The 25740-nt window shown below is 42.0% G+C and carries 24 protein-coding genes, 1 pseudogene and 1 other annotated feature (1 of these 26 only partly in view); of the genes and pseudogenes, 19 read left to right on the forward strand and 6 right to left on the reverse strand.

Annotation, left to right across the window (positions count from 1 at the left end; genetic code table 11):
* Positions 1-157 (forward strand) — a binding site (T-box leader) (it extends 90 nt beyond the left edge of the window).
* 119 nt (positions 158-276) lie between these two features.
* The 11 genes and pseudogenes from DESOR_RS03660 (at position 277) to DESOR_RS03710 (ending at position 11204) form a co-directional block, all read left to right on the forward strand.
* Positions 277-1281, forward strand: coding sequence for an ABC transporter substrate-binding protein (locus tag DESOR_RS03660; protein ID WP_014183260.1), 1005 nt, complete (start codon positions 277-279; stop codon positions 1279-1281).
* 20 nt (positions 1282-1301) lie between these two features.
* Positions 1302-2207 (forward strand): ABC transporter permease, encoded by a 906-nt coding sequence (locus tag DESOR_RS03665; protein WP_014183261.1) that lies wholly within the window; start codon positions 1302-1304, stop codon positions 2205-2207.
* A gap of 3 nt (positions 2208-2210) precedes the next feature.
* Positions 2211-3005 (forward strand): ABC transporter ATP-binding protein, encoded by a 795-nt coding sequence (locus tag DESOR_RS03670; RefSeq protein ID WP_014183262.1) that lies wholly within the window; start codon positions 2211-2213, stop codon positions 3003-3005.
* A 99-nt stretch (positions 3006-3104) separates the two neighbouring features.
* Positions 3105-3788 carry a helix-turn-helix domain-containing protein gene (locus DESOR_RS03675; RefSeq protein ID WP_014183263.1) on the forward strand — a complete coding sequence of 228 codons (684 nt, stop codon included), beginning with the start codon at positions 3105-3107 and terminating at the stop codon, positions 3786-3788.
* Positions 3749-4423 carry an IS3 family transposase gene (locus DESOR_RS03680; protein ID WP_148265223.1) on the forward strand — a complete coding sequence of 225 codons (675 nt, stop codon included), beginning with the start codon at positions 3749-3751 and terminating at the stop codon, positions 4421-4423. The genes DESOR_RS03675 and DESOR_RS03680 overlap by 40 nt, the downstream gene beginning before the upstream one ends.
* Before the next feature lie 514 nt (positions 4424-4937).
* Positions 4938-6491 (forward strand): group II intron reverse transcriptase/maturase, encoded by a 1554-nt coding sequence (gene ltrA / locus DESOR_RS03685; RefSeq protein WP_242832514.1) that lies wholly within the window; start codon positions 4938-4940, stop codon positions 6489-6491.
* Positions 6492-6528: 37 nt separating this feature from the next.
* Positions 6529-6801 (forward strand): annotated as a pseudogene (locus DESOR_RS29235) (transposase); the annotation flags it as partial.
* A 360-nt stretch (positions 6802-7161) separates the two neighbouring features.
* A complete protein-coding gene (locus tag DESOR_RS03695; RefSeq protein WP_427854236.1) occupies positions 7162-7800 on the forward strand; it encodes a SanA/YdcF family protein in 639 nt (212 codons plus the stop codon).
* Between the two features lie 225 nt (positions 7801-8025).
* Positions 8026-8811 carry an enoyl-CoA hydratase/isomerase family protein gene (locus tag DESOR_RS03700; protein WP_014183265.1) on the forward strand — a complete coding sequence of 262 codons (786 nt, stop codon included), beginning with the start codon at positions 8026-8028 and terminating at the stop codon, positions 8809-8811.
* 81 nt (positions 8812-8892) lie between these two features.
* A complete protein-coding gene (locus tag DESOR_RS03705) occupies positions 8893-9543 on the forward strand; it encodes a cyclase family protein (protein ID WP_014183266.1) in 651 nt (216 codons plus the stop codon).
* 140 nt (positions 9544-9683) lie between these two features.
* Entirely contained in the window at positions 9684-11204 is a 1521-nt protein-coding gene (locus DESOR_RS03710) for a CapA family protein (protein WP_014183267.1), read from the forward strand.
* Positions 11205-11272: 68 nt separating this feature from the next.
* Here the strand turns inward: DESOR_RS03710 and DESOR_RS03715 are convergent, their stop codons facing one another.
* On the reverse strand, positions 11273-13066 hold the full coding sequence (locus DESOR_RS03715; protein ID WP_014183268.1) for an L-lactate permease: 1794 nt from the start codon (positions 13064-13066) through the stop codon (positions 11273-11275).
* Between the two features lie 594 nt (positions 13067-13660).
* On the opposite strand from DESOR_RS03715, the gene DESOR_RS03720 reads away from it, so the two are divergent.
* The 5 genes from DESOR_RS03720 to DESOR_RS03735 all read left to right on the forward strand — a co-directional run bounded on the left by DESOR_RS03720 (position 13661) and on the right by DESOR_RS03735 (position 17112).
* On the forward strand, positions 13661-13945 hold the full coding sequence (locus tag DESOR_RS03720; protein WP_014183269.1) for a hypothetical protein: 285 nt from the start codon (positions 13661-13663) through the stop codon (positions 13943-13945).
* 66 nt (positions 13946-14011) lie between these two features.
* Positions 14012-14776 carry a MerR family transcriptional regulator gene (locus tag DESOR_RS03725; protein WP_014183270.1) on the forward strand — a complete coding sequence of 255 codons (765 nt, stop codon included), beginning with the start codon at positions 14012-14014 and terminating at the stop codon, positions 14774-14776.
* A gap of 173 nt (positions 14777-14949) precedes the next feature.
* Complete coding sequence (locus DESOR_RS28655) at positions 14950-15156, forward strand: hypothetical protein (RefSeq protein WP_081468466.1); 207 nt, start codon at positions 14950-14952, stop codon at positions 15154-15156.
* Positions 15157-15243: 87 nt separating this feature from the next.
* Positions 15244-15669: an acyl-CoA thioesterase gene (locus tag DESOR_RS03730; RefSeq protein WP_014183271.1), complete on the forward strand. Its 426-nt coding sequence runs from the start codon at positions 15244-15246 to the stop codon at positions 15667-15669.
* 462 nt (positions 15670-16131) lie between these two features.
* A complete protein-coding gene (locus DESOR_RS03735; RefSeq protein WP_014183272.1) occupies positions 16132-17112 on the forward strand; it encodes an MBL fold metallo-hydrolase in 981 nt (326 codons plus the stop codon).
* 8 nt (positions 17113-17120) lie between these two features.
* On the opposite strand, the gene DESOR_RS03740 is transcribed toward DESOR_RS03735, so the two are convergent.
* Positions 17121-17798, reverse strand: a complete 678-nt coding sequence (locus tag DESOR_RS03740) for an ADP-ribosyltransferase (protein ID WP_014183273.1) — start codon at positions 17796-17798, stop codon at positions 17121-17123.
* A gap of 218 nt (positions 17799-18016) precedes the next feature.
* Between DESOR_RS03740 and DESOR_RS03745 the strand changes: the two genes are divergently transcribed.
* The 3 genes from DESOR_RS03745 to larAH10 are packed head-to-tail and all read left to right on the forward strand — an operon-like array spanning position 18017 to position 21981.
* Complete coding sequence (locus DESOR_RS03745) at positions 18017-19408, forward strand: FAD-binding oxidoreductase (RefSeq protein ID WP_014183274.1); 1392 nt, start codon at positions 18017-18019, stop codon at positions 19406-19408.
* Between the two features lie 4 nt (positions 19409-19412).
* Positions 19413-20711 carry a (Fe-S)-binding protein gene (locus DESOR_RS03750; RefSeq protein WP_014183275.1) on the forward strand — a complete coding sequence of 433 codons (1299 nt, stop codon included), beginning with the start codon at positions 19413-19415 and terminating at the stop codon, positions 20709-20711.
* The gene (larAH10, locus tag DESOR_RS03755; RefSeq protein WP_014183276.1) at positions 20698-21981 is read left to right on the forward strand and encodes an NPN-dependent 2-hydroxyacid racemase, LarAH10 family; all 1284 of its coding nucleotides are present in this window, start codon (positions 20698-20700) and stop codon (positions 21979-21981) included. The genes DESOR_RS03750 and larAH10 overlap by 14 nt, the downstream gene beginning before the upstream one ends.
* Before the next feature lie 420 nt (positions 21982-22401).
* Here the strand turns inward: larAH10 and DESOR_RS03760 are convergent, their stop codons facing one another.
* The 4 genes from DESOR_RS03760 to DESOR_RS03775 are packed head-to-tail and all read right to left on the reverse strand — an operon-like array spanning position 22402 to position 25714.
* Positions 22402-23094 (reverse strand): ABC transporter ATP-binding protein, encoded by a 693-nt coding sequence (locus DESOR_RS03760; protein WP_014183277.1) that lies wholly within the window; start codon positions 23092-23094, stop codon positions 22402-22404.
* A complete protein-coding gene (locus DESOR_RS03765; RefSeq protein ID WP_014183278.1) occupies positions 23094-23831 on the reverse strand; it encodes an ABC transporter ATP-binding protein in 738 nt (245 codons plus the stop codon). The genes DESOR_RS03760 and DESOR_RS03765 overlap by 1 nt, the downstream gene beginning before the upstream one ends.
* Before the next feature lie 2 nt (positions 23832-23833).
* Positions 23834-24820 (reverse strand): branched-chain amino acid ABC transporter permease, encoded by a 987-nt coding sequence (locus DESOR_RS03770; RefSeq protein ID WP_014183279.1) that lies wholly within the window; start codon positions 24818-24820, stop codon positions 23834-23836.
* Positions 24821-24835: 15 nt separating this feature from the next.
* Complete coding sequence (locus tag DESOR_RS03775) at positions 24836-25714, reverse strand: branched-chain amino acid ABC transporter permease (RefSeq protein WP_014183280.1); 879 nt, start codon at positions 25712-25714, stop codon at positions 24836-24838.
* Positions 25715-25740 lie beyond the last annotated feature (26 nt).

Below are 25740 nucleotides of genomic sequence, written 5' to 3' on the forward strand. Positions count from 1 at the left end.
ATGGGCCCCAGAGGGTGGAGCGAACAGGCTTTGGCTTTAGTAGCTACCAACGTAAAGCCGGCGTTATCGGGCTAAGGGTGTGTTGGCACTCTGCAGGAGAGGATGCGTGTTTATGCATCAACTAAGGTGGTACCGCAGATTAACGTCTGTCCTTATTTTAGGATAGGCGTTTATTTTGTTGTCCATTCTTCGTCTCACTCAGAACCGCGAACTGATGAGATGTGCAGAGAAGGAAACCCTCAAAAAATATTAAATTTGAATGGGGAGGAATCTTCTATGAAAAAACCATTGGCGGTATTGATCTCAACCTTTATGACCTTAGCTCTCGTGTTTTCTCTAACAGCTTGTGCCCCCAGTAAAACTGAAAACACAGGCAGTACTGACGGACCGAAGAAAATAGGAATCGTCCAAATCGTTGAACATCCTTCACTTAATACTATTAGAGAGTCCTTAATTGAAGAATTGCAAGCCCAAGGGTATAAAGACGGTGAACAAATTACGATTGATTATCAAAATGCGCAAGGTGATCAAACGAACTTAAAAACGATAGCTCAAAAATTTGTCAGCAATAAATATGATCTTATTATAGCTATCGCTACTCCCTCGGCTCAGGCTGTGGTAAGCGAAACGAAAGATATTCCCATTTTGTTTTCAGCATGTACAGACCCTCTCGGATCCGGATTGGTTACGGATATGGAAAAGCCCGGCGGTAATGTCACAGGTACTTCGGATGCCGTTTCTGCCGAAAAAATAATGGAGCTTGCTAAACGCATCACTCCTGATTTTAAAACAATTGGGGCATTATATAACTCAAGTGAAACTAATTCGGTAGCTGTAATTAATGAGCTTAAAGAATATGCCAAGAAAAACAATATAAACGTTGTTGATGCAACTGTAACAAATTCATCGGAAGTTCAGCAGGCAGTAACTTCTCTGGTTGACAAAGCGGATGTGCTCTTCTCCCCCATTGATAATACAGTAGCTTCAGCTATGCCAGTCGTCACTCAAATAACCAATAAAGCCAAGAAACCAATTTATGTCGGAGCTGATTCTATGGTTAAAGACGGAGGTTTAGCGACTTACGGAATCAATTATCAAGTATTGGGAAAAGAAACCGGAGCAATGGCTGCAGAGATTTTGAAAGGTAAAAAGCCTGGGGATATGCCGGTGAAGACCATGAAGGACATGGATATTTATCTTAACAAAACCACTGCTAATGCCATTGGGATTACCATACCCGATGATGTAATGAAAGAAGCTGCTCAGGTATTTGAAAATTAAGAGAACAAGGGGTTAAGTTGATGAGTGTCATGGTGTTACAGGGTTCCGTCGAATTGGGAATAATCTATGCAATAATGGCGCTGGGGGTTTTTGTTTCCTTTAGAACCCTTAATATGCCGGATCTAAGTGTGGACGGTAGTTTTGTCCTTGGTGCGGCAGTGTCTGCGGTCTTGACTCTTAAAGGGCAACCATTTCTGGGGTTAGGAATCGCTTTTATTGCGGGTTGTGGAGCAGGGAGTATTACGGCCTTGCTGCATACCAAACTGAAGATTCAACCGCTATTAGCCGGAATCCTAACCATGTTGGCTTTGTATTCTTTGAACCTCAAGGTTATGAGCGGCAGGGCTAATATTCCTTTAATTAATAAAACCACTGTTTTTTCCCTTTTTGAAGGAATGTTCGGAGATTATTACAAGCTGGTGTTTTCATTAGCATTGCTGGTCTTGATCCTGTTTTTGCTCTTTCTCTTTCTGAAAACGAGGCTTGGCTTTGCCTTGAGGGCAACTGGGGACAATGATCATATGGTCAGGGCGCTGGGGGTCAATACGGATTTAATTATCCTTGTGGGATTGGCCCTGTCTAATGGTTTAGTTGCCGTTGCGGGTGCTCTGATTGCTCAGTCACAATCCTTTGTTGATATTGGTATGGGAATTGGGATGGTTGTGATTGGCTTAGCTTCTGTGATTATCGGTGAAGTTGTATTCGGAATAAGTTCTCTTTTAAGAAGACTTATAGCGGTTATTCTAGGCTCAATTCTTTACCGTTTAATCATCGCTTTTGCCCTGGAAATAGGCATGCCTCCTACGGACTTGAAACTTGTATCAGCGGTGATTGTTGCCCTAGCTATGTCAATGCCTATTTTCAAGAAGCGCCTTTCAGTTGTGAAACGGAAGATTTCAGTGAGATCACATGAAAGGAGCAAATAACCAGTGCTTAGAGTAGAATCTTTAAGTAAAATCTTTGGAAAAGGCAGCATAAATGAGAAGCTCGCCTTAAATAATATTAGCTTATCCCTTCAGGAAGGCGAATTTGTGACGATTATCGGCGGCAATGGGGCGGGAAAATCTACCCTTATGAACTGTATCTCCGGTGTCTATGGAATTGATGAGGGCAGGGTTCTTCTGGACTCAGCGGATGTTACCTTTGAACCTGAGTATAAACGTTCCAGATATATTGGCAGAGTATTTCAAGACCCTTTAAGAGGTACTGCCCATGATATGACTATCGAAGAGAATTTGGCTATTGCTTTTGCGAAAGGAAAACCTGCGGGATTGCAGCCTGGGGTTACGAAAAAGGACCTTGCTCAATTTAAAGAACGTCTTAAACTCTTGGATCTTGGTCTGGAAAATCGGATTAAACAGAAGGTAGGGCTTCTTTCGGGAGGACAGCGCCAGGCGCTGACTCTTCTCATGGCTACAATCATAAAGCCGAAGCTCCTGCTTTTGGATGAACATACGGCAGCTCTTGATCCGACTATTGCCCGAAAGGTATTAAGTCTGACTCGTAAAATCGTTGCAGAAGAAAAACTTTGCACTCTGATGATTACCCATAACATGAAAGCCTCTTTGGAATATGGAACGCGAACCATTATGATGCATGAAGGAAAAATCATGATGGATCTTCAGGGTGAAGAACGTAAAGAAATGACTGTCGACCGTTTGATTGAACAGTTTGAAAAACGCAGCGGCGCCGAGTTGGACAATGACCGCATGTTATTAGGTTAATATTATATATAAAACAAACCGCCGACATATTGAAAAACTCCCCTTTGAGTAGACACCTGAAATAACAAAAATTCAGGGCTACGCAAAGGGGAGTTTTTCATGGGAAGAAGAGGAACCAGTTATGAAAAGAAATTGGGAGCGGTAGAGAAATACAAGCGTGGAGAAGGAAGCCAGGAAAGCATAGCGAGGGAATACGGAGTACATAAATCTAGCTTACAGCAATGGATAGCAAATTATGAAGCCATGGGACCAGCTGGGCTGGCAATTGGACATACGAACAGCAGATACAGTGTCGAACTAAAAACAGCAGCAATAGAAGCGTATCTCCGAGGCGAAGGAAGTCAAGTGGAGATATGTAAGAGGTATAGCATCCGTAATAAAGTGCAGCTCCAGGATTGGATAAAGTTATATAATGGTCATAAAGATCTTCGGACCACCGGAGGGCGAGGGAGAGATATCTATATGACCAAAGGACGATTGACCACGTTAGACGAGCGGATTGAAATTGTCAGCTACTGTATTGCTCAAGGTAAGGACTATGGTGCAGTAATCGAGAAGTATGGAGTTTCCTATCAGCAGATATATAGCTGGGTACGCAAGTATGAGGTAAAAGGCGTAGAGGGACTCGTCGACAAGCGCGGGAAAAGCAAGTCGTTGGAAGAAATGAACGAAATGGAGCGCCTTCGCGCAGAAAATAGGATGCTCAGAGCCGAGAACTACCAAAAAGAAATGGAGATTGCAGTATTAAAAAAAGCACAAGAAATCGAAGGGAGGCGGGGCTAAGTGGCGTCCGTCAAGAAAGTATTTACCTGGCTATAAAGGAACTGCATGAAAAAGAAGCATACCCAGTTGAGAATATTTGCAGAATATTAGACCTGAACAGGTCATCCTATTACAAATGGCTCCACCGCAGCAAGAGCATCCGTGAGTATGAAAACGAAGCTTTGCTGCACAAGCTTGGTTATCTCTATGCGGAATTCCACGGAATATATGGATACAGGCGACTAACAGATGAGCTGAACGCCCGATACGAGACCAGCTACAACTACAAGAGAATATATCGTCTGACCCAACTGGTGGGCATAAAAGCAGTCATCCGTAGGAAGCGTCCGCAGTACCAACGTTCTACGCCGGAAGTTACAGCCGAAAACATTCTCAGCCGTGATTTCACGGCTGAAAAGCTTAATGAGAAGTGGTTGACCGACGTCACAGAATTCAAGTATGGAGATAATGCAAAGCTGTATTTGAGCGCAATTCTAGACCTCAAAGACAAAGGTGTTGTCTCTTTCGCTATGGGCCGCAGCAATAATAACCAGCTCGTATTTGATACTTTTGATTTGGCAGTTTCCAAATACCCGGGTGCCCATCCGATGTTTCACAGCGACCGCGGTTTTCAAGTGCGACAAGAAGTCGCTTGATATATTGCCGAAAGGCTACTCCATCCATTCGGGGTAACTCTATTGTGACTAGCGTGGATGGTAACGTCTGGGTTAGAAAGCTCACAAGACAATGTGGAAATCCGAGTAGCCTAAAACTGGGACAACTGCTAGAGTAAGAAAGCTATGGAGAACGTAAAGTGAATCACTGTAGGAATCGTTACGCTGGAGGAAGCGAAATAGGCTGAAACGCTTCGACCAAAATGGTAAGGAGTCAAGCAACGGAGAACTGGCAAACCAATGCGAATGGATAAAGAACTCCCGGTTCAAAGGTGGCTCCTAAGGCTTTCACAATTATGTATCAGGCGGAACTTGGTAAACCCTATATGCTCCTCACTATAATGAGGTATCTAACCGCAAGGGAGCGAAACGGCATAGAGGGCAGAAGAAAAGGATAAAAAGCGAAGGCTACTTTTGTAATGAAAGAAGATAGGGGCTCGAACTTTGCCCTAACCTGAAAGGGTGCTGACTTATCCTGTGGTATTTCTTGGCAGGAATGGACGGTAAACTTATGAATTTTAGTAACTCAACGACGGATAAAACCGAGAGGCTAAAAGACTACAAAGCACTAGCCGACCAGTGGGAATCCATTGACTGGATACAGGTGCAAAAGGATGTCAATAGGCTACAAACCAGAATTGCCAAGGCGACAGTGAAGGGTGACAAGAACAAAGTTAAACGATTGCAATACTTACTAACCCATTCATTCAATGCAAAAGCCTTTGCAGTAAAGAAAGTAACCTCGAATAAAGGGAAAAACACCTCTGGTGTAGACAAGAAGTTATGGTCAACTTCGGCTTCAAAAATGAAAGCTGTGTTAGCACTTACGGATAAACACTACAGGACAAAACCTCTTAGGCGAGTTTACATTGAAAAGAAAGGCAAAAACAAGAAACGACCGTTGGGAATCCCCACCATGTACGACAGGGCCATGCAGACACTGTATGCACTAGCACTCGAACCAGTAGCCGAAACTACAGGAGACGACATCTCCTTTGGTTTTCGTAAAGGAAGAAGTGCTAAAGATGCCTGTGAACAGATATTTTGTGTACTGGCAAGAAAATGTTCTCCTACATGGATCTTAGAAGGAGACATAAAGGGCTGTTTTGATAACATTAATCATGATTGGTTACAAGAGAATATACCGATGGACAAAAGAATAATGAACCAATTTTTAAAATCGGGATTCATTTATGAGGGTAACCTATTTCCTACGATCGTCGGTTCACCACAAGGCGGGGCTATATCAAGTCTTTATGCAAATATGACCCTGGATGGTCTTGAACAATTAATTCAGGATAAATACCACCGAAATTCAAAGGGCAAAATAGAAAATCACTACCGTGCAAAAACCAAAGTAAATCTAGTGAGATATGCTGATGACTTCATCATAACCGCAAATACAAAAGAAATAGCGGAAGAAATCAAAGACGTTGTCAGTCAATTTCTTAAAATTCGAGGGTTAACTTTATCCGAAGAAAAAACAATGATTACGCATATAGATGACGGCTTCGACTTTCTTGGTTGGACATTTCGAAAGTACAAGGGAAAATTGATTGTCAAGCCATCAAAGACTTCAATAAAAACCATGATAAGGAAATGTGCTACTATTATTCTGAAAGAAGGAAAGGCACACCGTCAATCCAAATTAATCCGAAGATTAAATCAAGTGATTAGAGGATGGTCTAACTATCACAGACATGTTGTAGCAAGTCAAGCCTTTTCCTATGTCAACAACACACTATATCTTCTACTACAATGTTGGGCAAAACACCGACACCCCAACAAAAGCAAATGGTGGAGAATGAACAAGTATTGGCATGAAAAGAATGGGAAGAGATGGTTGTTCTTATCGGATGAATACAGCCTTATAAACCTAAGAAGGATAGCCATCATCCGACACTCTAAATTACAGATTTCTAAAAACCCCTTCATACACGAAGCATATTTTGTGAAAAGAAGGATGAAATTAAAATCACTGATTGCCGCCAGAAATGGTGAAGAAATGCCTGAGCCGTATGAGCGGGAAACTCTCACGTACGGTTCTTAGACGAGGGAAAGGGAGCAATCCCTTTTCTTTAGTCGATTATACAAATAAGCAATTCAAGACCAGATTGGACAAGGCCGGAATGATACAAAGCATGTCGCGTGTCGGTCGCTGCATCGATAACGGCCCCATGGAAGGTTTCTGGGGTATTCTCAAATGCGAAATGTACTACCTTGGTAACTTCAAGGATTATGACAGCCTAGCAGCGGCCATTGAGAGCTACATATACTTCTACAACTACGAGCGCCGGCAAAAGAAGCTGAACAAAATGTCACCAATGACTTACCGTCAGTTGCTCGAAAACGCTGCATAAAAAACTGGACCCCGTTATTGATGGGGCCCAGCGAATAGGTTTTATTTTTTCATCTGTCTACTTGACAGGGAGCGGTTCATATTTTAGTCTGCGGTTTGTTTCATATATAATAAAATTGAACCCTACTTATGGAGGCAAAGGCTTGTCCCAAATTCGGAATCGATTCCGAATTTTACGCGGGTAAGATTCTGGGACAAGCCTTAGGCAAGGATCTTCCCCCTGTAGGGATCGCCTAGAACAAACAGGGGGTTGGTGAAAACTCTAATATGGAAATTCCTAAAGTTAAAAAATGATAAAGAGAGCATTGGGGAGGAAAGTCGAATGTTATTGAAAAAGCGATTAAAACAAATAGTGATAGGCATGATTTCTGTTCTGTTTATCATAAGTACTTATGCTTTGATCATTAATTATAAAGTTGAATCTGTGGGAAAAAAATATATCGTAAGTTCTGCGGAGGCTCCCATGGTGGATGCAATTCTGGTATTAGGAGCTTATGTCTTTCCCAGTGGAACAGTGTCCACGATGCTTAATGACCGCCTTACAGTGGGATATGAACTGTATGAACAGGAAAAGGCGCCTAAATTATTAGTTAGCGGAGATCATGGCAGGAAAGACTATGATGAAGTTAATTCAATGAAGAACTTTTTAAAGGCTAAAGGGGTTCCCGGTAAAGATGTGTTCATGGACCATGCGGGTTTCAGTACCTATGAAAGCATGTACAGAGCAAGGGATATTTTCAAAGTCCGGAAAGTCATCATAGTCACTCAGGAGTATCACTTGAAGCGAGCGGTTTTCGTGGCAAGAGCTTTAGGCTTGGAGGCTTATGGAGTTGCTTCTGATAAGCGTGATTACGGACAGGTGATGGGCATGTATCAACTTAGAGAAATCGCCGCTCGGAACAAAGACTTCTTATGGGCAAAAATCATTAAACCCAAACCAACATATCTGGGAGATGCCATCCCCGTCTTCGGAGATGGCAAAGCAACGGATGATCAATAATAATCTCCACGCAGAACAACAATACATGTCGTAAATGTTCTGCGTGGTTTTATGTTCGTGGGTGAAAAATTTAAATAGTAAAGTTTAACTCAATAAAATAAAGGAATTAGAAAAAATTCGGCGAATTTAAATTAGTCAGAATATGAATACTCATTCATATTCTGACTAATTTAAGTGCGGTCTTCATGATATTACTGATAAGGGACAAGAAAGGTGGAAGAACTGATGAATTTAAAAACGGTTAATTTGGACATCATGGCTACGGGAGTAGCAGTGCTGACATTTAACAGGCCTGAAACCATGAATTCTGTCAATGATCAGCTTTGTCTAGATGTAAAAGCAGCCTGTAAGGAAGCAGCTGAGAATGACCAAGTTAAGGTGCTGGTTATCACGGGTGCGGGGAAAGGCTGGTCCAGCGGAGGGGATATTACAAGTTTAGCTTCTATGAAAGACCCTATCAGTGCCAAAGAAACCTATGATGGTTCCGGTGAGCTTGTCACAGCAATTTATGAACTGAAAAAGCCCGTCATAGCTGCACTCAACGGAGTGGTGGCTGGAGCTTCCGTTGCGGCTTGTTTGGCCTGTGATCTGATAATAGCTTCCGAAAGAGCGCGGATGGGCTTCACATTTATGCAGTTAGCTTTTTGCCCGGATAGCGGAGCCTCACACTTTCTTTTTCAAAAGGTAGGATATCACAAAGCTCTGGAGTTGCTGTGGTTTGGCAAAATCCTTGATGCAGAGGAGGCGGAAAAACTAGGATTATTCAATAAAGTTGTACCCCATGAGGAATGCTTGTCTGAAGCTATACGCTGGGCTGAAAAATTAGCGTTGCAGCCATTAATGACGGTAGAGCTGGACAAAAAACTAATGCGTGAGGCGGGAAAAAATAATTATTATCAGCAGACGGAGCTGGAGGCCTTGTACCAGGTCTTAACTTGGTCTTCCGAAGATTTTAAAGAAGGGTGTGCTGCTTTTGCTGAGAAGCGAAAGCCTGTGTTTAAGAATCGCTAGTTTCAAGCCAATACTCCATTCTTTACATTAAAGGCCGGTGAGGGTATAGTAGTCCTAGATGTTTGAATATAGGAGGGTACTATGCAGGTTGTTGATCTCTCCCACGTCATTTCTTCAGATATGCCTGTGTTTCCGGGAACGGAACAGCCGGTTTTTCAAAAAGCAAACACCATAGAAAAGGATGGCTTTCGAGAGGCGAAAATCACAATGTATTCCCATACAGGTACTCATATTGATGCTCCTGCCCATATGATCGAGAAAGCCCTCTGCCTGGATGATTTGGAGATTGATAAATACATTGGAACGGCTGTTATTGTCGATGTTTCTAAATCAAAGCTCAGCCTAATTGACCTGGAAGCCTTGCAGTCATATGCAGAAACTATAAACCAGGCGGATTTTCTTGTTCTAAAAACAGGATGGAGCCGTTTTTGGGGACAACCAAATTACTATTCCGGTTTTCCTGCCTTAAGCAAAGAAGCAGCCGGTTGGCTGTCAGGATTTAACCTGAAAGGAATCGGTATAGATGCCATTTCTATTGATAGTATGGATACAGAGGACTTTCCAATTCACAAACTATTTTCAGAGAAGAACATTTTAATTATTGAGAATCTTGCAAACTTGGATTTAATCAGCCAAGAAATATTTATCTTAAGCATCATGCCATTAAAGACTAAGGCTGCCGATGGTTCACCTGTGCGGGCATTTGCTATCCTAGATGCTCAATTAAGTTAAAGATATGATTAAGAAATATTTAGTATGGATGTTTATTAAAGGGTTTATAGTGTAAATTTACAACTCTAAAATGAGATAAGAAAACACCTTCCTGGAGATTTTAAATTTAGTCACTAAAATCATAGGGAGGTGGTCTTTTTATGATTAAGAGGATTCTGGCTTTCTTGATGACGATACTACTTGTTGGCGTGTTTTCTGCTCCTGTTCAAGGAGAAGAAAACTCCAATCTCAGTGAAATAAATAATACTCAACAGAAAAAAGATTTTGTCGATGTTCAGACGATAATTCCCAATGTGGAATTAGATATTAGATATGCAACGGTTAATAATTTTACCCATTCGAAACTCTACACAAGTTCTCGAGCACTCCTTCGGCGCGGAACGGCTGAAAAACTTAAAAAAATTGCAGATGAAGTTGGGAAAAAGGGATATCATTTAAAAATTTGGGATGCTTATCGGAACCCTAAGGTACAGTTTGCCTTATGGGAACATAAACCTGATTCACGCTATATAGCCAATCCTCATAAGGGTTATTCCAGTCATAGTCGGGGATCAGCGGTTGATTTAACCTTGGTTAATTCTCAGGGAAAAGAGCTTGAAATGCCTTCAAGTTTTGACTGCTTTACTGCTCAAGCTAGTCAGACTAATGACAATGGATTGTATTTAAGGAAGGTAATGCTTAAGTACGGCTTTAAAGCATTAGCCACTGAATGGTGGCATTTTGAGGATTTGGATGAGTATCAGCCATTTGATGATCAGGTTCCGGTATCTCTAAAAGCCAATAGAAAAAGTGGAGAAGTGACGATAACCCTTAGTGCCATTGGTGATGTTACCTTGGGGCAAGATGAACGATTCCCCTATGCAGAAAGCTTTAATCAGTACTATGCAAGCCAAGGGTCTGGTTATTTCTTCTCTGGTGTAAGGGGGATTTTAAGCGAGGATGATCTGACGATTGCCAATTTAGAAGGGCCTCTCACAGAAGCCCTGGATCGGCCTAATAAGAGCTTCCAAGGAGACCGGGCTTTCTTTTTTAAGGGAAATCCACATTACACGGCAATCCTTAAGGATGGCAGTGTGGAAGCAGTTAACCTGGCCAATAATCATAGCATGGACTTTTTATATAAAGGATATTTCGACACTATCTCGACGTTAGATCATGTAGGGATTATTAGCTTTGGAGGGAATAAAGTTTCTATTTTTGAAAAGAGAGGTGTCAGAATAGGCTTAATCGGCGTTAACACCTTGGGACCCATCGAAGAGGGAGTTAACACAAGAAACTTGATGACGGATCTTAAGAATTGTATTAAATCTTTAAAAGAAAAGACCTCATTGATTATCGTAAGCTTTCATTGGGGTAAGGAAAACAAATATTACCCTATAGAAGAACAGCGTAAACTTGGGCAATTCGCTGTTGATCAAGGGGCAGACTTAGTTCTCGGTCATCATCCCCATGTCCTGCAGGCCTATGAACTATACAAAGGCAAATGTATTGTCTATAGTTTAGGTAACTTTGTGTTTGGAGGCAATCCTAACCCCTGGTATAAATACACCGAGATCTTTCGTCAAGAATTTCGCTTTGCTAATGGGAAGTTTGTTGAAGCAGTTCCGCCTCAGATAATACCGTGCAATTTATTGACAAAGTATCGGCCTGAGCCGTCATAGCAGGGCTAGATAAGGAAAAGGCACCTCATTCACTTTGTGAACGAGGTGCCTTTACTGCAACATTTGCGTTATAGAGATCTGTTAGCACCATGAAGACTGTTATATCTCTTATTGTTAGTTGCGATGATATAAATTGCAGTAGCCCATACTAATGCGGCAATAATTGTTCCAGCATTGAGGAACCCTTTTTGAGCCGTATAGAGGATAGAATAACCGATTGCACCGGGAAGGAAGGCATAATAAGCAAATACAACCAGAGTTTTACGGATGACATAACCTTCTTTTCCAAGGAGACCAACAACGGCTGAAGCAGCAACAACATTGTGTACGCAGATAACGTTTCCTGCTGCACCGCCGATTGCCTGCAGGGCTACAATCCAAGTGGGGTCAACCCCAATACGTTCTCCTACACCGAACTGGAACAAGGAGAACATCATGTTTGATACGGTATTACTTCCTGCAACAAAGGCTCCAAGGCCGCCAATGAGGGGAGCGAAGATCGGCCAGGCAGATCCGGCTAATCCTGCGACGGCTTCGGCGAGGACAATAGGCATTTTATCAAAACCTGCAGCACCGCCTGCGGAATTCATAAATACTTGAACCATTGGAACAGTGAATATCAAAGCGGAACCCGCACCAAGCATTGTTTTTGCAGAGCTTTTCCACGCTCGGGCATAAGCGGCTCCATCCATTTTATGCATAAAAAATGTAATCAGGGATACGACGATAAAAACTGTACCAGGCAAGTATAAAGGCTGGAAGGAGGCAGTGATGGTTGTTCCGAAAATATTTGGCCAAACAACGTTCCAACTCTTTACCCAACCTAAGAAAGGTAAGAAACTGAGACGAGTGAGAACGAGCAATAAGCCGACAAAAACATAAGGCATCCAAGCTGTAACACCGCTCATTCTCGTTTTAGCGGAGATATCCTTAATTTCAACGGAGCCTGTCCACGAAGGATCCCATTTTTCTTTGGGTTCGAAATCCCAAGCTTCGCCTTTCGGCATGAGGAAGCCTTTTTTAGCAGCGGTTACTACAATGGCCAGACCGGTTAATCCGCCAATCATGGAAGGAAACTCAGGTCCGAGCAAGTTAGCTACGGTAAGATAAGGGATTGTCATACAGAAGGCTGCAAATAGGGCGAATTTCCAAATCTTGAGACCTTCGCTGAAGGATTTGTTTTTACCAAAGTAGCGGGTCATGAAAGCGACAACAAAGAGAGGAATAAAGGCACCTGCGATGAAATGAAGGAAAGCAACTTTGGCTGCTATAGCAAAGCCAACAAAAGCATTCCAGTCAGTATACCCTAATGACTGAGCATAGGCTTGTAATTCAGGAGTTTTGAGACCTGTTCCAACGCCTACGAGCATCGGTGTTCCTACAGCACCGAAAGATACGGGGGTACTTTGAATCATCATTCCAGCAACAACGGCAGCCATAGCTGGAAAACCAAGTCCGACCATCAAAGGAACAGCAACTGCAGCAGGAGTACCGAATCCTGATGCACCTTCAATGAAGGAACCAAAGAGCCAAGCAACAATGATAACTTGAATTCTTCGATCGGCGGTGATTCCGGTGAAGCCTCGGCGGATAGCTTGTATACCGCCACTTTCTTGCAAAGTGTTTAATAAAAGAATAGAGCCAAAAATAATGTACAACAGTGTACCGGCAGTGATAACACCATTAACAGTTGCGGCTCCTACTTGGGCACCAGGGATTTTCCAAATAAAAAGGGCGAGAACTACTGCTACCACATATGAAATCGGCATAGCTTTACTTGCTGGCCATCTCAGGCCGACAAGAAAAATAGCGACAACAGCAATGGGGAGTAGGGAAAGAACAGCTAATAAACCAGTGTTCATCTCGGAACCTCCTCTTTCAATTTTCAATTAATAATTTTGATAATAAGAATAAAGAAAAGATATGATGCCTTTTTTCACTAAAAAAACATAGATCACCCCCCTTCAATTGTGAACCGTTGCATTATGTAGAACAGTGGAATGGTTCACCTATCATACCACCTTGATAAAAAAATAATATGATACAATGTACTCATATATTATCCTAAATCAAAAATATTTTCAATAAATTGAGTTTATTTTCACTAATAAATAATTAAATAAAAAATGAAACTGTTTAGAAAAATATAATGAAAGCATAGGAATGATTAATACGATATTTTTTTGCCAGTGAATTAATATATCGATATTTTTCGTCTTAGTTGTATAGAGTTTACAAATCAAGATCATTAATATTAATGGGGGTAAAAAAACAATTTCTTTTTCTATTCTTAAAACTATTAACCTTTTTGTTAAAAGTAAAGTCTTTGATTTTTATTTTAACTTATGTTTCATTTTTATCATTTCACAATTGAAAATTACAGAATTTGTATTTATAACATAATTTAGTAATTTAAACTAAGGGAAGGCATTATAAATTAAATTAGGGGTATAACCATGAATCGCTTACTTATCATTCTATTATGTATTGCTGCATCCTTTTCCATGATTACATTTTTCTTGTACAAATGGTTTTCTAAGCTGAAAATTGTCAAGTATTTGCCGTCGGTATTATGTCTGTTTGTTGGAGGTTTTTACTTTTACTTGGCTAAAACAGCGTCGAATGGTTCTGGATTTGAAGATCTGGCAAATATGCTCATGGCTATGATTTTTTTAGTAGGCTTTGCTTCTGGACTTGTGACAGCATTGATTGCAGAATTATGGTCAAACTATAATTCTTAGTATAAAACTTCTCTTTACATTGACGCAGCGTAAAGGTGTAAAGTAATACTATCAGGAGGTGGACACATGGAATACACAGTGCAAAAACTAAGTCGTTTGGCTGGAGTAAGTACTCGTACACTGAGATACTATGATGAGATAGAACTACTTAAGCCGGCAAGAGTTAACTCATCGGGGTATCGCATTTATGGGAGTACCGAGGTTGATCGCCTGCAACAAATTCTTTTCTATCGGGAGTTAGGTGTAGAGTTAGGAACGATCAAAGAAATTATCACTTCCCCAACCTTCGATAGGACAAAGGCGCTAAAAGGCCATCGTGAAAAACTTCTTGAGAGACAACTGCAGTTGGAGGCTTTAATCGCTAACGTTGACAAAACCATTGCGTTAACTGAAGGGAGAATAATTATGTCGGACAAAGAGAAGTTTGAGGGTTTTAAGCAAAGGCTTATTGATGACAATGAGGTAAAGTATGGTCAGGAAATTCGTAAAAGATATGGAGATGACACAGTTAATAAGTCTAATCAAAGAATAAAAGGAATGTCAAAAAAACAGTATGATGAAGTAACGGAGCTTGCTGCCCAGGTTATTGAAAATCTGCATGCTGCTTTTAAAACAGGCGATCCCGGCGGAGCCCTTGCCCAAAAAACCGCTGATCTGCATCGTCAATGGCTATGCTATTTTTGGGAGAGTTATTCGAAAGAAGCTCATGCCGGAGTAGCTCAGATGTATGTTGATGATCCGAGGTTTACGGCATACTATGATGAAAAGCTGCCAGGCTCTGCACAATTTCTAAGGGATGCTATATTTATTTATACGGGATATGAGAAGTAAATCTTGACTTAGTATCTTAATTAGTTCAGATTAAATTTGAATTAGGTTTGAGAGGGTGGATAGGATTAGTATGAGCATTTCTAATCAGAGTTGCAGTTGCCGGTTAACCTAATTGAAGGCAAGGGATTTAACATCGGTTACGCTGATTTAAGATCTAACCTCCTATCTAAAAAATGGATAGGAGGTTATTTACTTATACTGGTGCCATGGTAATGACGATGAGTGTCGCAGGGTTATTAAAAGAAATCTTTTCTCTAGTTGCTATGCATGAAGCAGCAGGAGCCTTGTATATTATCGGGCTTTGTTCTTGGTGCCCCTCTTTCAAAGCCAGGGTGCGGAGGTTGGAGAAAAAGCCTGAGGAATTTATGGTATTCTTATAACCAGCTAAAAGGATTATCAGGATTGGTGAAGAAGATTGTCATATGAATTTTCAGATGAGTAACGGCTTTTTGGAGGGAGGGATTAAGTTGGATATAACAAATTTTCCAGTCCAAGTGAAAATACCGGTTGCCTGGGGTGAAATGGATGCCTATGGACATGTCAACAATATTTATTATTTGAGATATTTCGAGAGTGCCCGGATTCAATATTTTCAAGAGATCGGACTCCATGACATTAAGTCTCAAACCGGAATTGGACCAATATTGGCTCAAACTACATGTAAGTATCTTAAACCTCTGAAATTTCCGGATCAAATTACAGTTGGTGCCAAGGTAAGATCCATTAGCAAGTCAAGCTTTGTTATGGAATATGTCATTGTCAGTGAAAAAATGGGGGTTTCGGCTAGTGGGGAAGGCGTTATTGTTATGTATGATTACAACCATTCTTCTAAAGCGGAATTGCCGCTGGATCTCAAAGCTGCTATTGAACAATTGGAGAGACGGAGGGGTTAAAATATTAAGAATTGGCAAACTGCGGGCATTTGGGACCCGCAGTTCTCATTTAAGGAGTTATTTGACAACTGCCCAAGCTAGGTGCAGATTGTCAAATGCCCTATAGCAGTTTAAAGGATACACTTTCGAGATCGGCGGCGAGTGTCAATGGATGGAAGCCGGTTTTCATTGGCTCACTGTTCGGGAAGGGTCCATTGCAGCTCCCCAATACGCTGGCGCTTAGATGTTTGGGTAGCCGGATGGTCCACTTCAATCACCAATTGTCAAATAGGGCAGACCACTGGTGAGCATTCTTTTGCTCAGAAAGCAACTTTGCAGTAAATGCGGTTACATCTATGGAAAAACAAGGTATAATAGATAAAGATGCTAATTAGTTTTATCCAATGGATTTTAAGGTTAGATTATAATAACCAGATTACTCAATAGTAATATAGAATAAGCTTATTGCTTGGAGGCTTGACAATGGTTACAGAAGTGTATCCTCATATTTTTAGAAACAAAATACCTTTGCCTAAGAACCCCTTGAAGTCTATCAATAGTTACATAATAACGTCTGAAGATCGTAACTTAATTATTGACACCGGGTTTAATACATTAGAATGCGAGACAGAGCTCTTACAGGGACTGGAAGAATTAGGGATAGATTTAAATATAACGGATTTGCTCGTAACTCATATGCATACAGATCACTCAGGCCTTGCGCCTGTCCTTAAAAAGCTAGGTATTCAAGTGATGTATTTCAGTCAGACCGATGGGAATATCTTGAATCAGACGGCTCAAAGGGATAAGTTCTTTAAAGAGCTAAATCGCTTATTAGGTTTCGAAGGAGAAAACGCTGTAAAATTTGGTAAAGAATTCGGGGCCAGGCCAACTGAACCCTTAGATTTTCATCCTTTATTTGAAGGAGATACCCTGAAAATCGGGGACTATAGTTTCAATGTAGTAGAAGTTCCTGGGCATACTCCAGGGCACATTGGCTTGTATGAAGACAAGCACAAATTATTTTTTTGTGGAGATCATATTTTAGACGAAATAACGCCTAATATTACGTTTTGGGGCTTTGAACAAGACATTTTAGCGACGTATTTCAATAGTTTAAATAAAGTTTATGACTATGAGATTAATTACTTATTTACAGCTCACAGGAAAATTATTAAGGATCACAGAAAACGAATAGCTGAACTTCTTCAACATCATGAGGAGCGGCTTCAGGAAATATTAGGTATTTTGAGTGAAGGCGGTAAAACTCCGGTGGAAATTGCGGCGTCTATGCATTGGGATTTGAGTCACAAAAAATGGTCGGATTTTCCTTCTTCTCAAAAGTGGTTTGCTTCAGGGGAAGCACTGTCTCATTTAGAGCACTTAGTGGCAGCCGGATTGGTGGAGCGGATCCTTATGCCGGAGACTCTCCGTTATGAACTGAAAAACGATTCTCTGGGATAATATGAAAATTATTGTACGTTACATAGCAAAATGAGATGTGTATCCGTTAAGTAGATGATTTTTTCGACGGTATAAATTGTATTGCGTTTTAGGAGAAACTCGTCCTCTGATTTGATATTGCTGATGTTTTTTAGGCATGCGCCCTTAAACCTTGTAGGTATCTTCAGGATTAATAAGACATCAGCACCATATTCGCTATTCCCGTTGAAAAGAAGCGTGGTACTGGAAAAGCCCTTTTCCAGGAACATTATTCCAGGTCGCAGAACTGAAGAACCTATAATACACTGGAATCCTTGCCGATCAAGCCACCTGAAGCTAATGATATTTGAAGGTGATGAAGATTTTTCTATGGCGGAATCTAAATGTTGAATACGATATTTGTAGCTGTGGTATTTATTTTGACGTAAATGCTGATTATATTTAAAAGATGCTGAGGTGTAGAGTTTGATGTGGTTTAGTTCTGATAAAGTCAAACTCTGCTCCCAATTATTATAATATTCTTGAGCCCATTGTCGGATTTCTTCTTTTGACCTAAACACTAGAAAAGGAGTTTCATTTTCTATCTGTTGCAGAAGGACAGAGAGGTTCTGCAGCTCTTTCAGGTAATTAGCCTTGTTAAACTCTAATTTTCTTGAATAGTCTTTTTTTCCAAGGATTAATGACTGTATTTCTTGGAGTATTTTCAAAACATAACCTCCTTCAATTAAGATAGGGGTTATGTTTTAAATTTATTAAGTTCGTACCAAGAAATGACTATTGGGTTGTTATCTAATTGAATGTTTATACAGTCTCTTGTGGGGAATTTAAAGGATATCGGGAGTACACCGCGAAATAATATATAATTCTTTGTTAAATAGTGAAACGTGTTATATAATTGGACATTATCTGAAGGAGGCAAGCAGATTTGAGAGCTGAGATCATACAAAAACTAGGTGACATAGTTGGGGAAGATAACATATATTACTCTTTAGAGGATTTGTACTGTTACACTTATGATGCTTCTTTTGTTAAATCAGATCCTAAGAAAGATTTAGCCGGAGTTGCTGTTTATCCGGGCAGCACAGAAGAAGTGGCAGAGATTCTCAAATTGGCAAATCAGGAGATGATTCCGGTAGTTCCGCGGGGCGCCGGGTCAAATGTCAGCGGAGGCACTATCTCAGTTGGCGACAGTATCATCCTGGTGCTTAAGAGAATGAATAAAATCATTGAGATTGACTCGAAAAATCTCATTGCTGTGGTTGAATCCGGGGTGATAACAGCACAGCTGCAAAAAGAGGTCGAGAGGGTTGGCCTTTTTTATCCTCCGGACCCAGCCAGCCTGGCCTTTTCCACCATGGGCGGCAATGTAGCGGAATGTGCCGGAGGACCTCGGGGTGTGAAATATGGGGTTACTCGCGATTACGTTATCGGGCTCGAGGCTGTGCTGCCAAATGGAGAGATTATTAATACCGGCGGAAGAACTATGAAGAATGTAACCGGCTACGATATGACCAAATTATTTACGGGTTCAGAGGGAACACTTTGTGTTATTACCAAGATCATTGTCAAGCTTATACCTTTGCCGGAAGCAAAAAGCACCATGATGGCTGTTTTTTCTGAGATAGATCAGGCTTGTGAAACAGTATCGGAAATCATTGCAGCAGGACTCATTCCCTGCTCCCTTGAACTATTGGATAACATCTACATTAAAAATATTGAAGAGTACGCCAAAGTAGGACTGCCTATAGACGCCGGTGCTGTTCTTTTGATTGAAGTTGATGGAGATTCAGAAATATTAGCTAAGCAGATCGCTAAGATTGAACAAATCTGCAGACAACTGGGAGCGGTTCAGATTCGAGTCGCTAAAACTAAGGAAGAGGCTGAAGAATTATGGGCAGCCCGCCGAGCTGCTTTCGCAGCCGTGTCCAGGCTGCGGCCGACCATTATCGGGGAAGATGCGACGGTACCCCGGAGCAAAATTCCTGTTGCGGTAAGACGTATTCAGGAGATTGCTGCCAAATATGACATTATCATTGCGATTCTTGGACATGCCGGTGATGGTAATCTCCATGCTACAATCCTCACGGATGAAACAGATTTAGAGGAAGCGGCCCGGGTGGAAAAGGCCGTTGACGAGATTTTCGTTGCTACAGTGAAATTAGGAGGATCTCTAAGCGGCGAACATGGTATTGGCAGAGCAAAATCGAAGTTTATTACTTTACAAACCGGTGAAGCGGGCCTGAAAGCTCAACGTCAGATAAAAAAGGCTCTGGATCCTAACAATATTTTGAACCCCGGTGTAATGTTTGGAGCGTGATGGTATGGAACGTTCAATTGAGTCTTGGGAGAAGGCAGCCATTCGCTGCATTCGCTGTGGCGCCTGTCAGAATGTTTGTCCGGTTTTTAAAGAATTACAAGCAGAATCCACTGTTGCCCGCGGCCGAGTCAAGTTGATTCGCGGGGTTATAAATAAAGAACTGGATTTAAGCGAAGGGTTTATGGAAAAGATGTCCTTATGTTTAATGTGTAAGGCCTGTGTTTCTAATTGTCCAAGTGGTGTAAAGGTTGACAAACTGGTGGAAGCTGCCCGCAGGGAGATTGTCGAAGAGAAAGGGTTATCCTCTCTAAAGAAGCTGATCTTTCGCTTAGTGTTAAAAAATCGCTGGGTGTTTAACAAAGGAATGCAGGCGGGGCGTATTTTCCAAGGCTTAATTTTTCGTAAGGGGCCCAATGGTCAAGGAATGCTGCCGAGAATGTCTCTGGGGATAGACAAGAGAAGACTTCTCGCCCCCTTGGCCCCTAAGCCCTTAAAATCCCTTTATCCTGAGGTGGTTGGAGGTCCCCAGGCAACTTCGCGGGCAGCTTTCTTTACAGGGTGCATGATTAATTACATCTACACAGATACTGGTCGGGCTGTCATCAATGTACTGAAACGAAATGGAGTAGAGGTGGTCATTCCAGCCCTGCAAAACTGCTGTGGTACACCGGTACGAATTAATGGGGATTATGAAACGGCTAAAGAGATGGCTAAAGCAAATATCGATGTATTCCTGAAGGAAAGGGTCGATACCATAGTTGTGGCTTGCGGTACCTGCGGCTTAAGCTTGAAAGAAGAGTACGCCGAGCTGCTGGAGGGTGATCCCATCTACTCGGAAAAGGCAAAGAAACTGGGCAGCATGGTTAAAGATGTTACTGAATTAGTAGTAGCGTTGCCGGATTTCAAAAATAATTTAGGCAGTTTGCCCATGAAGATTACCTATCATGATCCTTGTCATCTGGCTCGGGGGCTAAAGGTTAAGGAACAGCCCAGACAGATTCTCCGCAGTATTCCCGGAGCAGTTTTTCAGGAATTGAGTCAAGCAAATACTTGTTGCGGCAGTGCGGGATCTTTCAGCTTATATCATTATGAATTATCGACAAAAATTAATGACCATAAGATCGATGCTATTGAGGAGACAGGAGCAGATATGCTGGTTACAGGGTGTTCTGCTTGCCGGATGCATATTACAGACGGTCTGAATCGCCGCGGAATTCCCGTGCAGGTAGTGCATACAGCTCAGCTTTTGGAAATGGCTTATAAGGCCCAAGAAGAAGGAGGAAAAAGCTTTGAACAGCTTTAAGATTCCCTATGGTAAAGAAATGTTATCCTTTGAACTTCCGGAACCAGTTAGAATCCGGACAATAGAGGCCAAGGCCAGTCTGCCGATTTTAAACATTCAAGAGGCTATTCGTCATGCCCTGGCTAATCCTATTGGCACTGCTCCTCTGCTTGAGATTGTCAAGCCTGGAGACAAGGTTGTCATTGTGGTTAGTGATATTACCAGGTTGTGGGTTCGGACGGATGTTCTGCTCCCCGTTTTACTGGATGTTCTTAATGAGGCAGGTGTTCCCGATAGGAATATTTCCATTGTTACGGCAACAGGGGATCACCGTTTGCAGACTGTCGATGAACATAAGGCCATTTGTGGGACCAATGTTTTGGCAAGGGTTCCTATATACGACCATGAATGTAATGCCTCTGATTTGGTGGATTTAGGTGTATCCGAACTGGGGACTCCTATTAAGGTTAACCGCCGGGTTTGGGAAGCGGACAAAGTAATTCTTACAGGGGGGATAGCCTATCACTTGCTGGCCGGATTTGGTGGGGGGCGTAAGTCCATTGCTCCTGGAGTATGCGGTTATGAGATGATTCAAAAGAACCATTCCCTGGCGGTTAAAGACGCCGGACCAACAGGTCTCAATCCTAATATCCGGACGGGTAAAATGGCAGGGAATCCTGTTGCAGAGGATATGTTGGACATCGCCCGCAGGGTGGGAGTAGATTTCATCCTGAATGTTGTAGTGAATGAGAAGAAAGAGTTTGTTTACTTAGCTGCCGGTGATCTGCAGGAAGCTCATGAAGCAGGCTGCCGGGTAACCGAAGAAATCTTTGGCATTGAAATAAAAGAAAAGGCGGATTTGGTCATTGTTTCAGGGGGCGGTTATCCTAAAGATATTCAGCTTTACCAGGCGATCAAAGCCTTAGATAATTCTACTTATGCCGTGGGTGATGGCGGCGTGATTATCTTGGTCAGTGAATGTTCCGATGGGGTGGGGTCAAAGCCTTTTCAGGAATTTTTTAATCATGGAGAGGTAGAGGACATGAGTACTAAGCTTCAAACTGACTTCACAATGCCTGGGTTTGTTAGCTTGAGAACGGCCAGCATTTGTCGTAAGACACCGGTCATCTTAATCAGTGCCTTGCCAAAGGATGTGGTGAAACAGATGAAGATGCTCCCCGCCTCTTCTCTGCCGGAGGCTTGGCAGCTGGTAAAACAAATTTTGGGGCGTCAGCCTGAGTCAGTCTATATAATGCCTCACGGCGGAAATACGTTTCCAATTATGAGTTAAAAGTTTAGAAAAGAGATTAAATTTTTAGCATAGTGGTGTTATTATCATATAAAACCGTTGAGGGGAAGTAAAACCGCAAGACCAGCCTCAAAGAGAGTCGAGAATGGTGGGAACTCGATAGGTAACGGAGCGGGTAAATGGGCCTCAGAGGGTGGAACGAACGAGTTTTTTGCTTTAGTAGTTGCCAACGCAAAGCCAGCGTTATAGGGCTCAGGGTGTGTTGGCACTCTGGATGAGAGGATGTATTTCTATATATCTATTAAGGTGGTACCGCAGATTAACGTCTGTCCTTATTTTAGGATAGGCGTTCTTATTTTTCCATTCCAATCCTTGGCGACGCTTAGTTTCATTGCCTTGGTCGGCGTTGGAAGAGCCATCCCGCACTTTGAGAGGTGTAGGATGGCTCTTGATATTTAAATATTAAACTAAAAGATATTTGGAACGAATTTCTTCATTCTCAGCTAATTCTTCAACTGTTCCTTGGTATCGAACTTGCCCTCGTTCAATGACATAACAGCGATTGGCCAATTTTAAAGCTGATTTGAGATTCTGTTCAGCCAAGAGAATGGAAATACCTGTTGAACAAAGTTCAAGGATTTGTTCTTCTAGTTCTTTGACGATTAAAGGAGCTAAGCCTTCCGTTGGCTCATCTAAGATGAGAAGCTCCGGGTTTCCGAGAAGAGCCCTGGCAATACTTAACATCTGCTGCTCTCCGCCGCTTAAGTTTCCGCCCCGGCGATTTTCAGTTCTTTTAAGGACAGGAAATAATTCGTGGACTTTTGCCAAATTCCATGGACCGGACTTGATGCCATCAGCAATCTCCAGATTTTCACGAACCGTTAAGTCAGCAAAGATCCTGCGGTTGTCTGGGACGAAGCTGATACCTAACTTAACCATGCGTCTTGTGGGTATTTTGGTGATGTCTTGCCCTTTGAAATTAATTTGGCCTGTTTTGGGTGGAGTAATGCCAACGATGCTTTTTAGTGTCGTTGTTTTTCCGACCCCGTTGCGGCCAAGGAGTGAGACCACTTCTCCTTGGTTAACCTTTAAGGATAAACCGAACAGTATATGGCTTAAGCCATAATAGGTATGAATATCTTTTACGTCTAACATTATCCTGTTTCCCCCAAATAGGCATTTTGCACAGATTTATCGTTTCTGATATCTTGCGGCAGACCTTGAGCAATGGTTTTACCTTGGTGAAGAACCATTATTTTTTGGGCAACATCAAAAACCAGGTCCATATCATGCTCGGTAATCAGAATTGAAAGCCCTTTCTCCCGAGATAAGTGTTTGATTAAATTGACGATTCTCTGGGTTTCTTCAGAAGACATTCCTGCCGTGGGTTCATCTAAGAGTAATAGTGTCGGTTTACTTCCTACAGCGATGGCTATTTCTAATACTTTCTGATCTCCATAAGACAGAGAACTGCAGGAACGATCTTTATACTCTAATAACCCCAAACTCTCTAAAACATCCAGAGTTTCTTCCACAACAAGACGTTTTGAAGGTTTGAAGAATTTTTGATCTAAACGGTGTTTGGCAATGACAGCGGTTTGGACATTTTCAAAAACTGTCAGGCTAGTAAAGATATTAATTAATTGAAAAGACCTTGCCATCCCTTTATGGCAAATTTTATAAGGAGCTAAGTTTGTGATGTCTTCGTTAAGAAAGCGAATATGACCGGAATCCGCTTGCAGGTGGCCGGAAATTAAATTAAATAAGGTAGATTTTCCAGCTCCATTTGGTCCGATCACGGCAACCACTTCACCTTGGGGAACAGAAAGGTTTGCATCCGAGATAGCCTGAAAACCATCAAAGGCTTTTTTAAGTCGTTCTACCTGAAGCATGGTTAATTTTCTCCTCTCATATCTCGGCGTTTGTTATAAATCTCCATTAGATATCCAAGAATACCTTGAGGTAAGAATAGCACAAGGATTAGCAGCAGCAGACCCAAAACAAGGAGCCAGTATTCTGTGTAAAGTCCGACAATCATAGACAAGAGAACCAGAATTCCGGCACCGAGGGTTGGTCCCATAAAGACTGTGAGTCCTCCCATGAGACACATGATTAAAACCTCTGCGGAGTCGCTCCAAAACAACAAAGAGGGGGCAACTGAACGCTCAACCAGAACAAATAAGACTCCGGCAATGCCGGCAAAGAATCCGGCAATAACAAAGGCTATTAAGCGATGCCTTTTAACATTAATGCCTATGCTTTCAGAGCGAACGGGGTTATCTCGCGTTGCCAGCAGGGTAAGTCCAAAAGGAGATTTGGTGATTAAATAAAGAATTAGGAGAGAGATGACCAGTACTACAAGACTGGTGTAATACACGGAATTAATAGAAGTTAGAAAGTCCGGAACAGGAATGGCGTGAATTCCGTTGTCTCCATTTGTCAGAGCGTTCCAGCGGTAGACAATGGCCCAGACCAATTGCCCCAAAGCGAGAGTGAGCATTCCGAAATAGAGTCCTCTTAGACGTACACAAAACCATCCGATCACTAAGGCAATGAGTGCAGACATCAGGGGAGCCAGGATGACAGCTACTCCAAAGGGCCAGGTTGTTTTAGTCATTACAATTGCTACGGTATAGGCGCCTATACCATAGAATACGCCGTGATGCAAATGGAGAAGGCCGCCGTATCCCAAAACAAGATTTAAACTAGTGGCCAGTAATGCGGTAGTGAAAACCGTAGCCAATAGGTAAACATAGTATTGGGACAGTAAGGTGGGGGCTATGAAAAGTATCAGTAATCCAGCTGCTTCGAAGCCAAAGCCTAAATACAAACCAAAGTTTCCTTTGGAAGGCTTAACTAAATTCATATTGTTAACGGACATGTTAATTTCCTTTCTTTACCAGGCGGATTTGAGTAGACCTGAGGGTCGCAGGATAAGAAGAATACCAGCAATAATATAGGGAATTATGATGGCAATGCTTGGCAGAAAGAGAATTCCAAAGGCTTCTCCGACCCCCATAATGATGGAGCTAATCAAAGCGCCCCAGATATTTCCCAAACCACCTATGACAACGATCAAAAAAGCGTAAATTATTATACTGGAGTCCATTCCCATTGAAATAGTGGTTGTCGGAGCGATTAGTGCTCCTCCTAAACCGGCTAACCAGCCACCTATGGCAAAGACCATGGCAAACACTTTAGTGCTGTTAATACCTAGTACATCCACCATTTCCCGGTCAGTGGCAGTAGCACGGCAGATCTTGCCCAGGTGGGTTTTGGATAAGAATAGCCATAAGCCAAGGGCTACAATAGGGCCTACCAGCAGAAGGAAGGCATTATACCAGGGAAAGGAAGCGCCCCAGAGATCAAAGGAACCCCTCAATACTTTAGGTATATTCATGGACTTATACTCGGTTCCCCAAAGTATTTTAACTAGGTCCCCGGCAATGAGCACCAGAGAATATGTCAAAAGCATTTGAATTAGATGATCCCGGTTATAGATAAATCGAAGCAGTCCTCGTTCAATAACTAGGCTCACCAACATAACGATAAGCGGTGCGGCCAGCAAGGCAAGCCAAAAACCATAGGGTCCCTGACCTAAAAGTGTAGAGACGGAATAGGCTAAAAATGCTCCAATCATATAGAGGGCTCCGTGGGCAAAATTTGTAATTCTTAAGACGCCAAAGATAAGTGTGAGTCCTGCAGAGACGATAAAGAAAATCATTCCTCTGCTTAGGCCAATAAATAATTGACTTGCAAGTGTGGCAAAATCCATGGGTAAATCTCCCCTGTCATTAATGA

Source organism: Desulfosporosinus orientis DSM 765 (assembly GCF_000235605.1).
Taxonomy (GTDB): domain Bacteria; phylum Bacillota; class Desulfitobacteriia; order Desulfitobacteriales; family Desulfitobacteriaceae; genus Desulfosporosinus; species Desulfosporosinus orientis.

Bases quoted from the DNA above. Each gene is read 5' to 3' on its own strand.
- DESOR_RS03660 (WP_014183260.1), top strand. From the start codon at position 277: ATGAAAAAACCATTGGCGGTATTGATCTCAACCTTTATGACCTTAGCT.
- DESOR_RS03695 (WP_427854236.1), top strand. From the start codon at position 7,162: ATGATTTCTGTTCTGTTTATCATAAGTACTTATGCTTTGATCATTAAT.
- DESOR_RS03735 (WP_014183272.1), top strand. From the start codon at position 16,132: ATGGTTACAGAAGTGTATCCTCATATTTTTAGAAACAAAATACCTTTG.
- DESOR_RS28655 (WP_081468466.1), top strand. From the start codon at position 14,950: ATGGATAGGAGGTTATTTACTTATACTGGTGCCATGGTAATGACGATG.
- DESOR_RS03700 (WP_014183265.1), top strand. From the start codon at position 8,026: ATGAATTTAAAAACGGTTAATTTGGACATCATGGCTACGGGAGTAGCA.
- ltrA (WP_242832514.1), top strand. From the start codon at position 4,938: ATGGACGGTAAACTTATGAATTTTAGTAACTCAACGACGGATAAAACC.
- DESOR_RS03710 (WP_014183267.1), top strand. From the start codon at position 9,684: ATGATTAAGAGGATTCTGGCTTTCTTGATGACGATACTACTTGTTGGC.
- DESOR_RS03775 (WP_014183280.1), bottom strand. From the start codon at position 25,714: ATGGATTTTGCCACACTTGCAAGTCAATTATTTATTGGCCTAAGCAGA.
- DESOR_RS03725 (WP_014183270.1), top strand. From the start codon at position 14,012: ATGGAATACACAGTGCAAAAACTAAGTCGTTTGGCTGGAGTAAGTACT.
- DESOR_RS03770 (WP_014183279.1), bottom strand. From the start codon at position 24,820: ATGTCCGTTAACAATATGAATTTAGTTAAGCCTTCCAAAGGAAACTTT.
- DESOR_RS03675 (WP_014183263.1), top strand. From the start codon at position 3,105: ATGGGAAGAAGAGGAACCAGTTATGAAAAGAAATTGGGAGCGGTAGAG.
- DESOR_RS03665 (WP_014183261.1), top strand. From the start codon at position 1,302: ATGAGTGTCATGGTGTTACAGGGTTCCGTCGAATTGGGAATAATCTAT.
- DESOR_RS03760 (WP_014183277.1), bottom strand. From the start codon at position 23,094: ATGTTAGACGTAAAAGATATTCATACCTATTATGGCTTAAGCCATATA.
- DESOR_RS03750 (WP_014183275.1), top strand. From the start codon at position 19,413: ATGGAACGTTCAATTGAGTCTTGGGAGAAGGCAGCCATTCGCTGCATT.
- DESOR_RS03715 (WP_014183268.1), bottom strand. From the start codon at position 13,066: ATGAACACTGGTTTATTAGCTGTTCTTTCCCTACTCCCCATTGCTGTT.
- DESOR_RS03705 (WP_014183266.1), top strand. From the start codon at position 8,893: ATGCAGGTTGTTGATCTCTCCCACGTCATTTCTTCAGATATGCCTGTG.
- DESOR_RS03765 (WP_014183278.1), bottom strand. From the start codon at position 23,831: ATGCTTCAGGTAGAACGACTTAAAAAAGCCTTTGATGGTTTTCAGGCT.
- DESOR_RS03720 (WP_014183269.1), top strand. From the start codon at position 13,661: ATGAATCGCTTACTTATCATTCTATTATGTATTGCTGCATCCTTTTCC.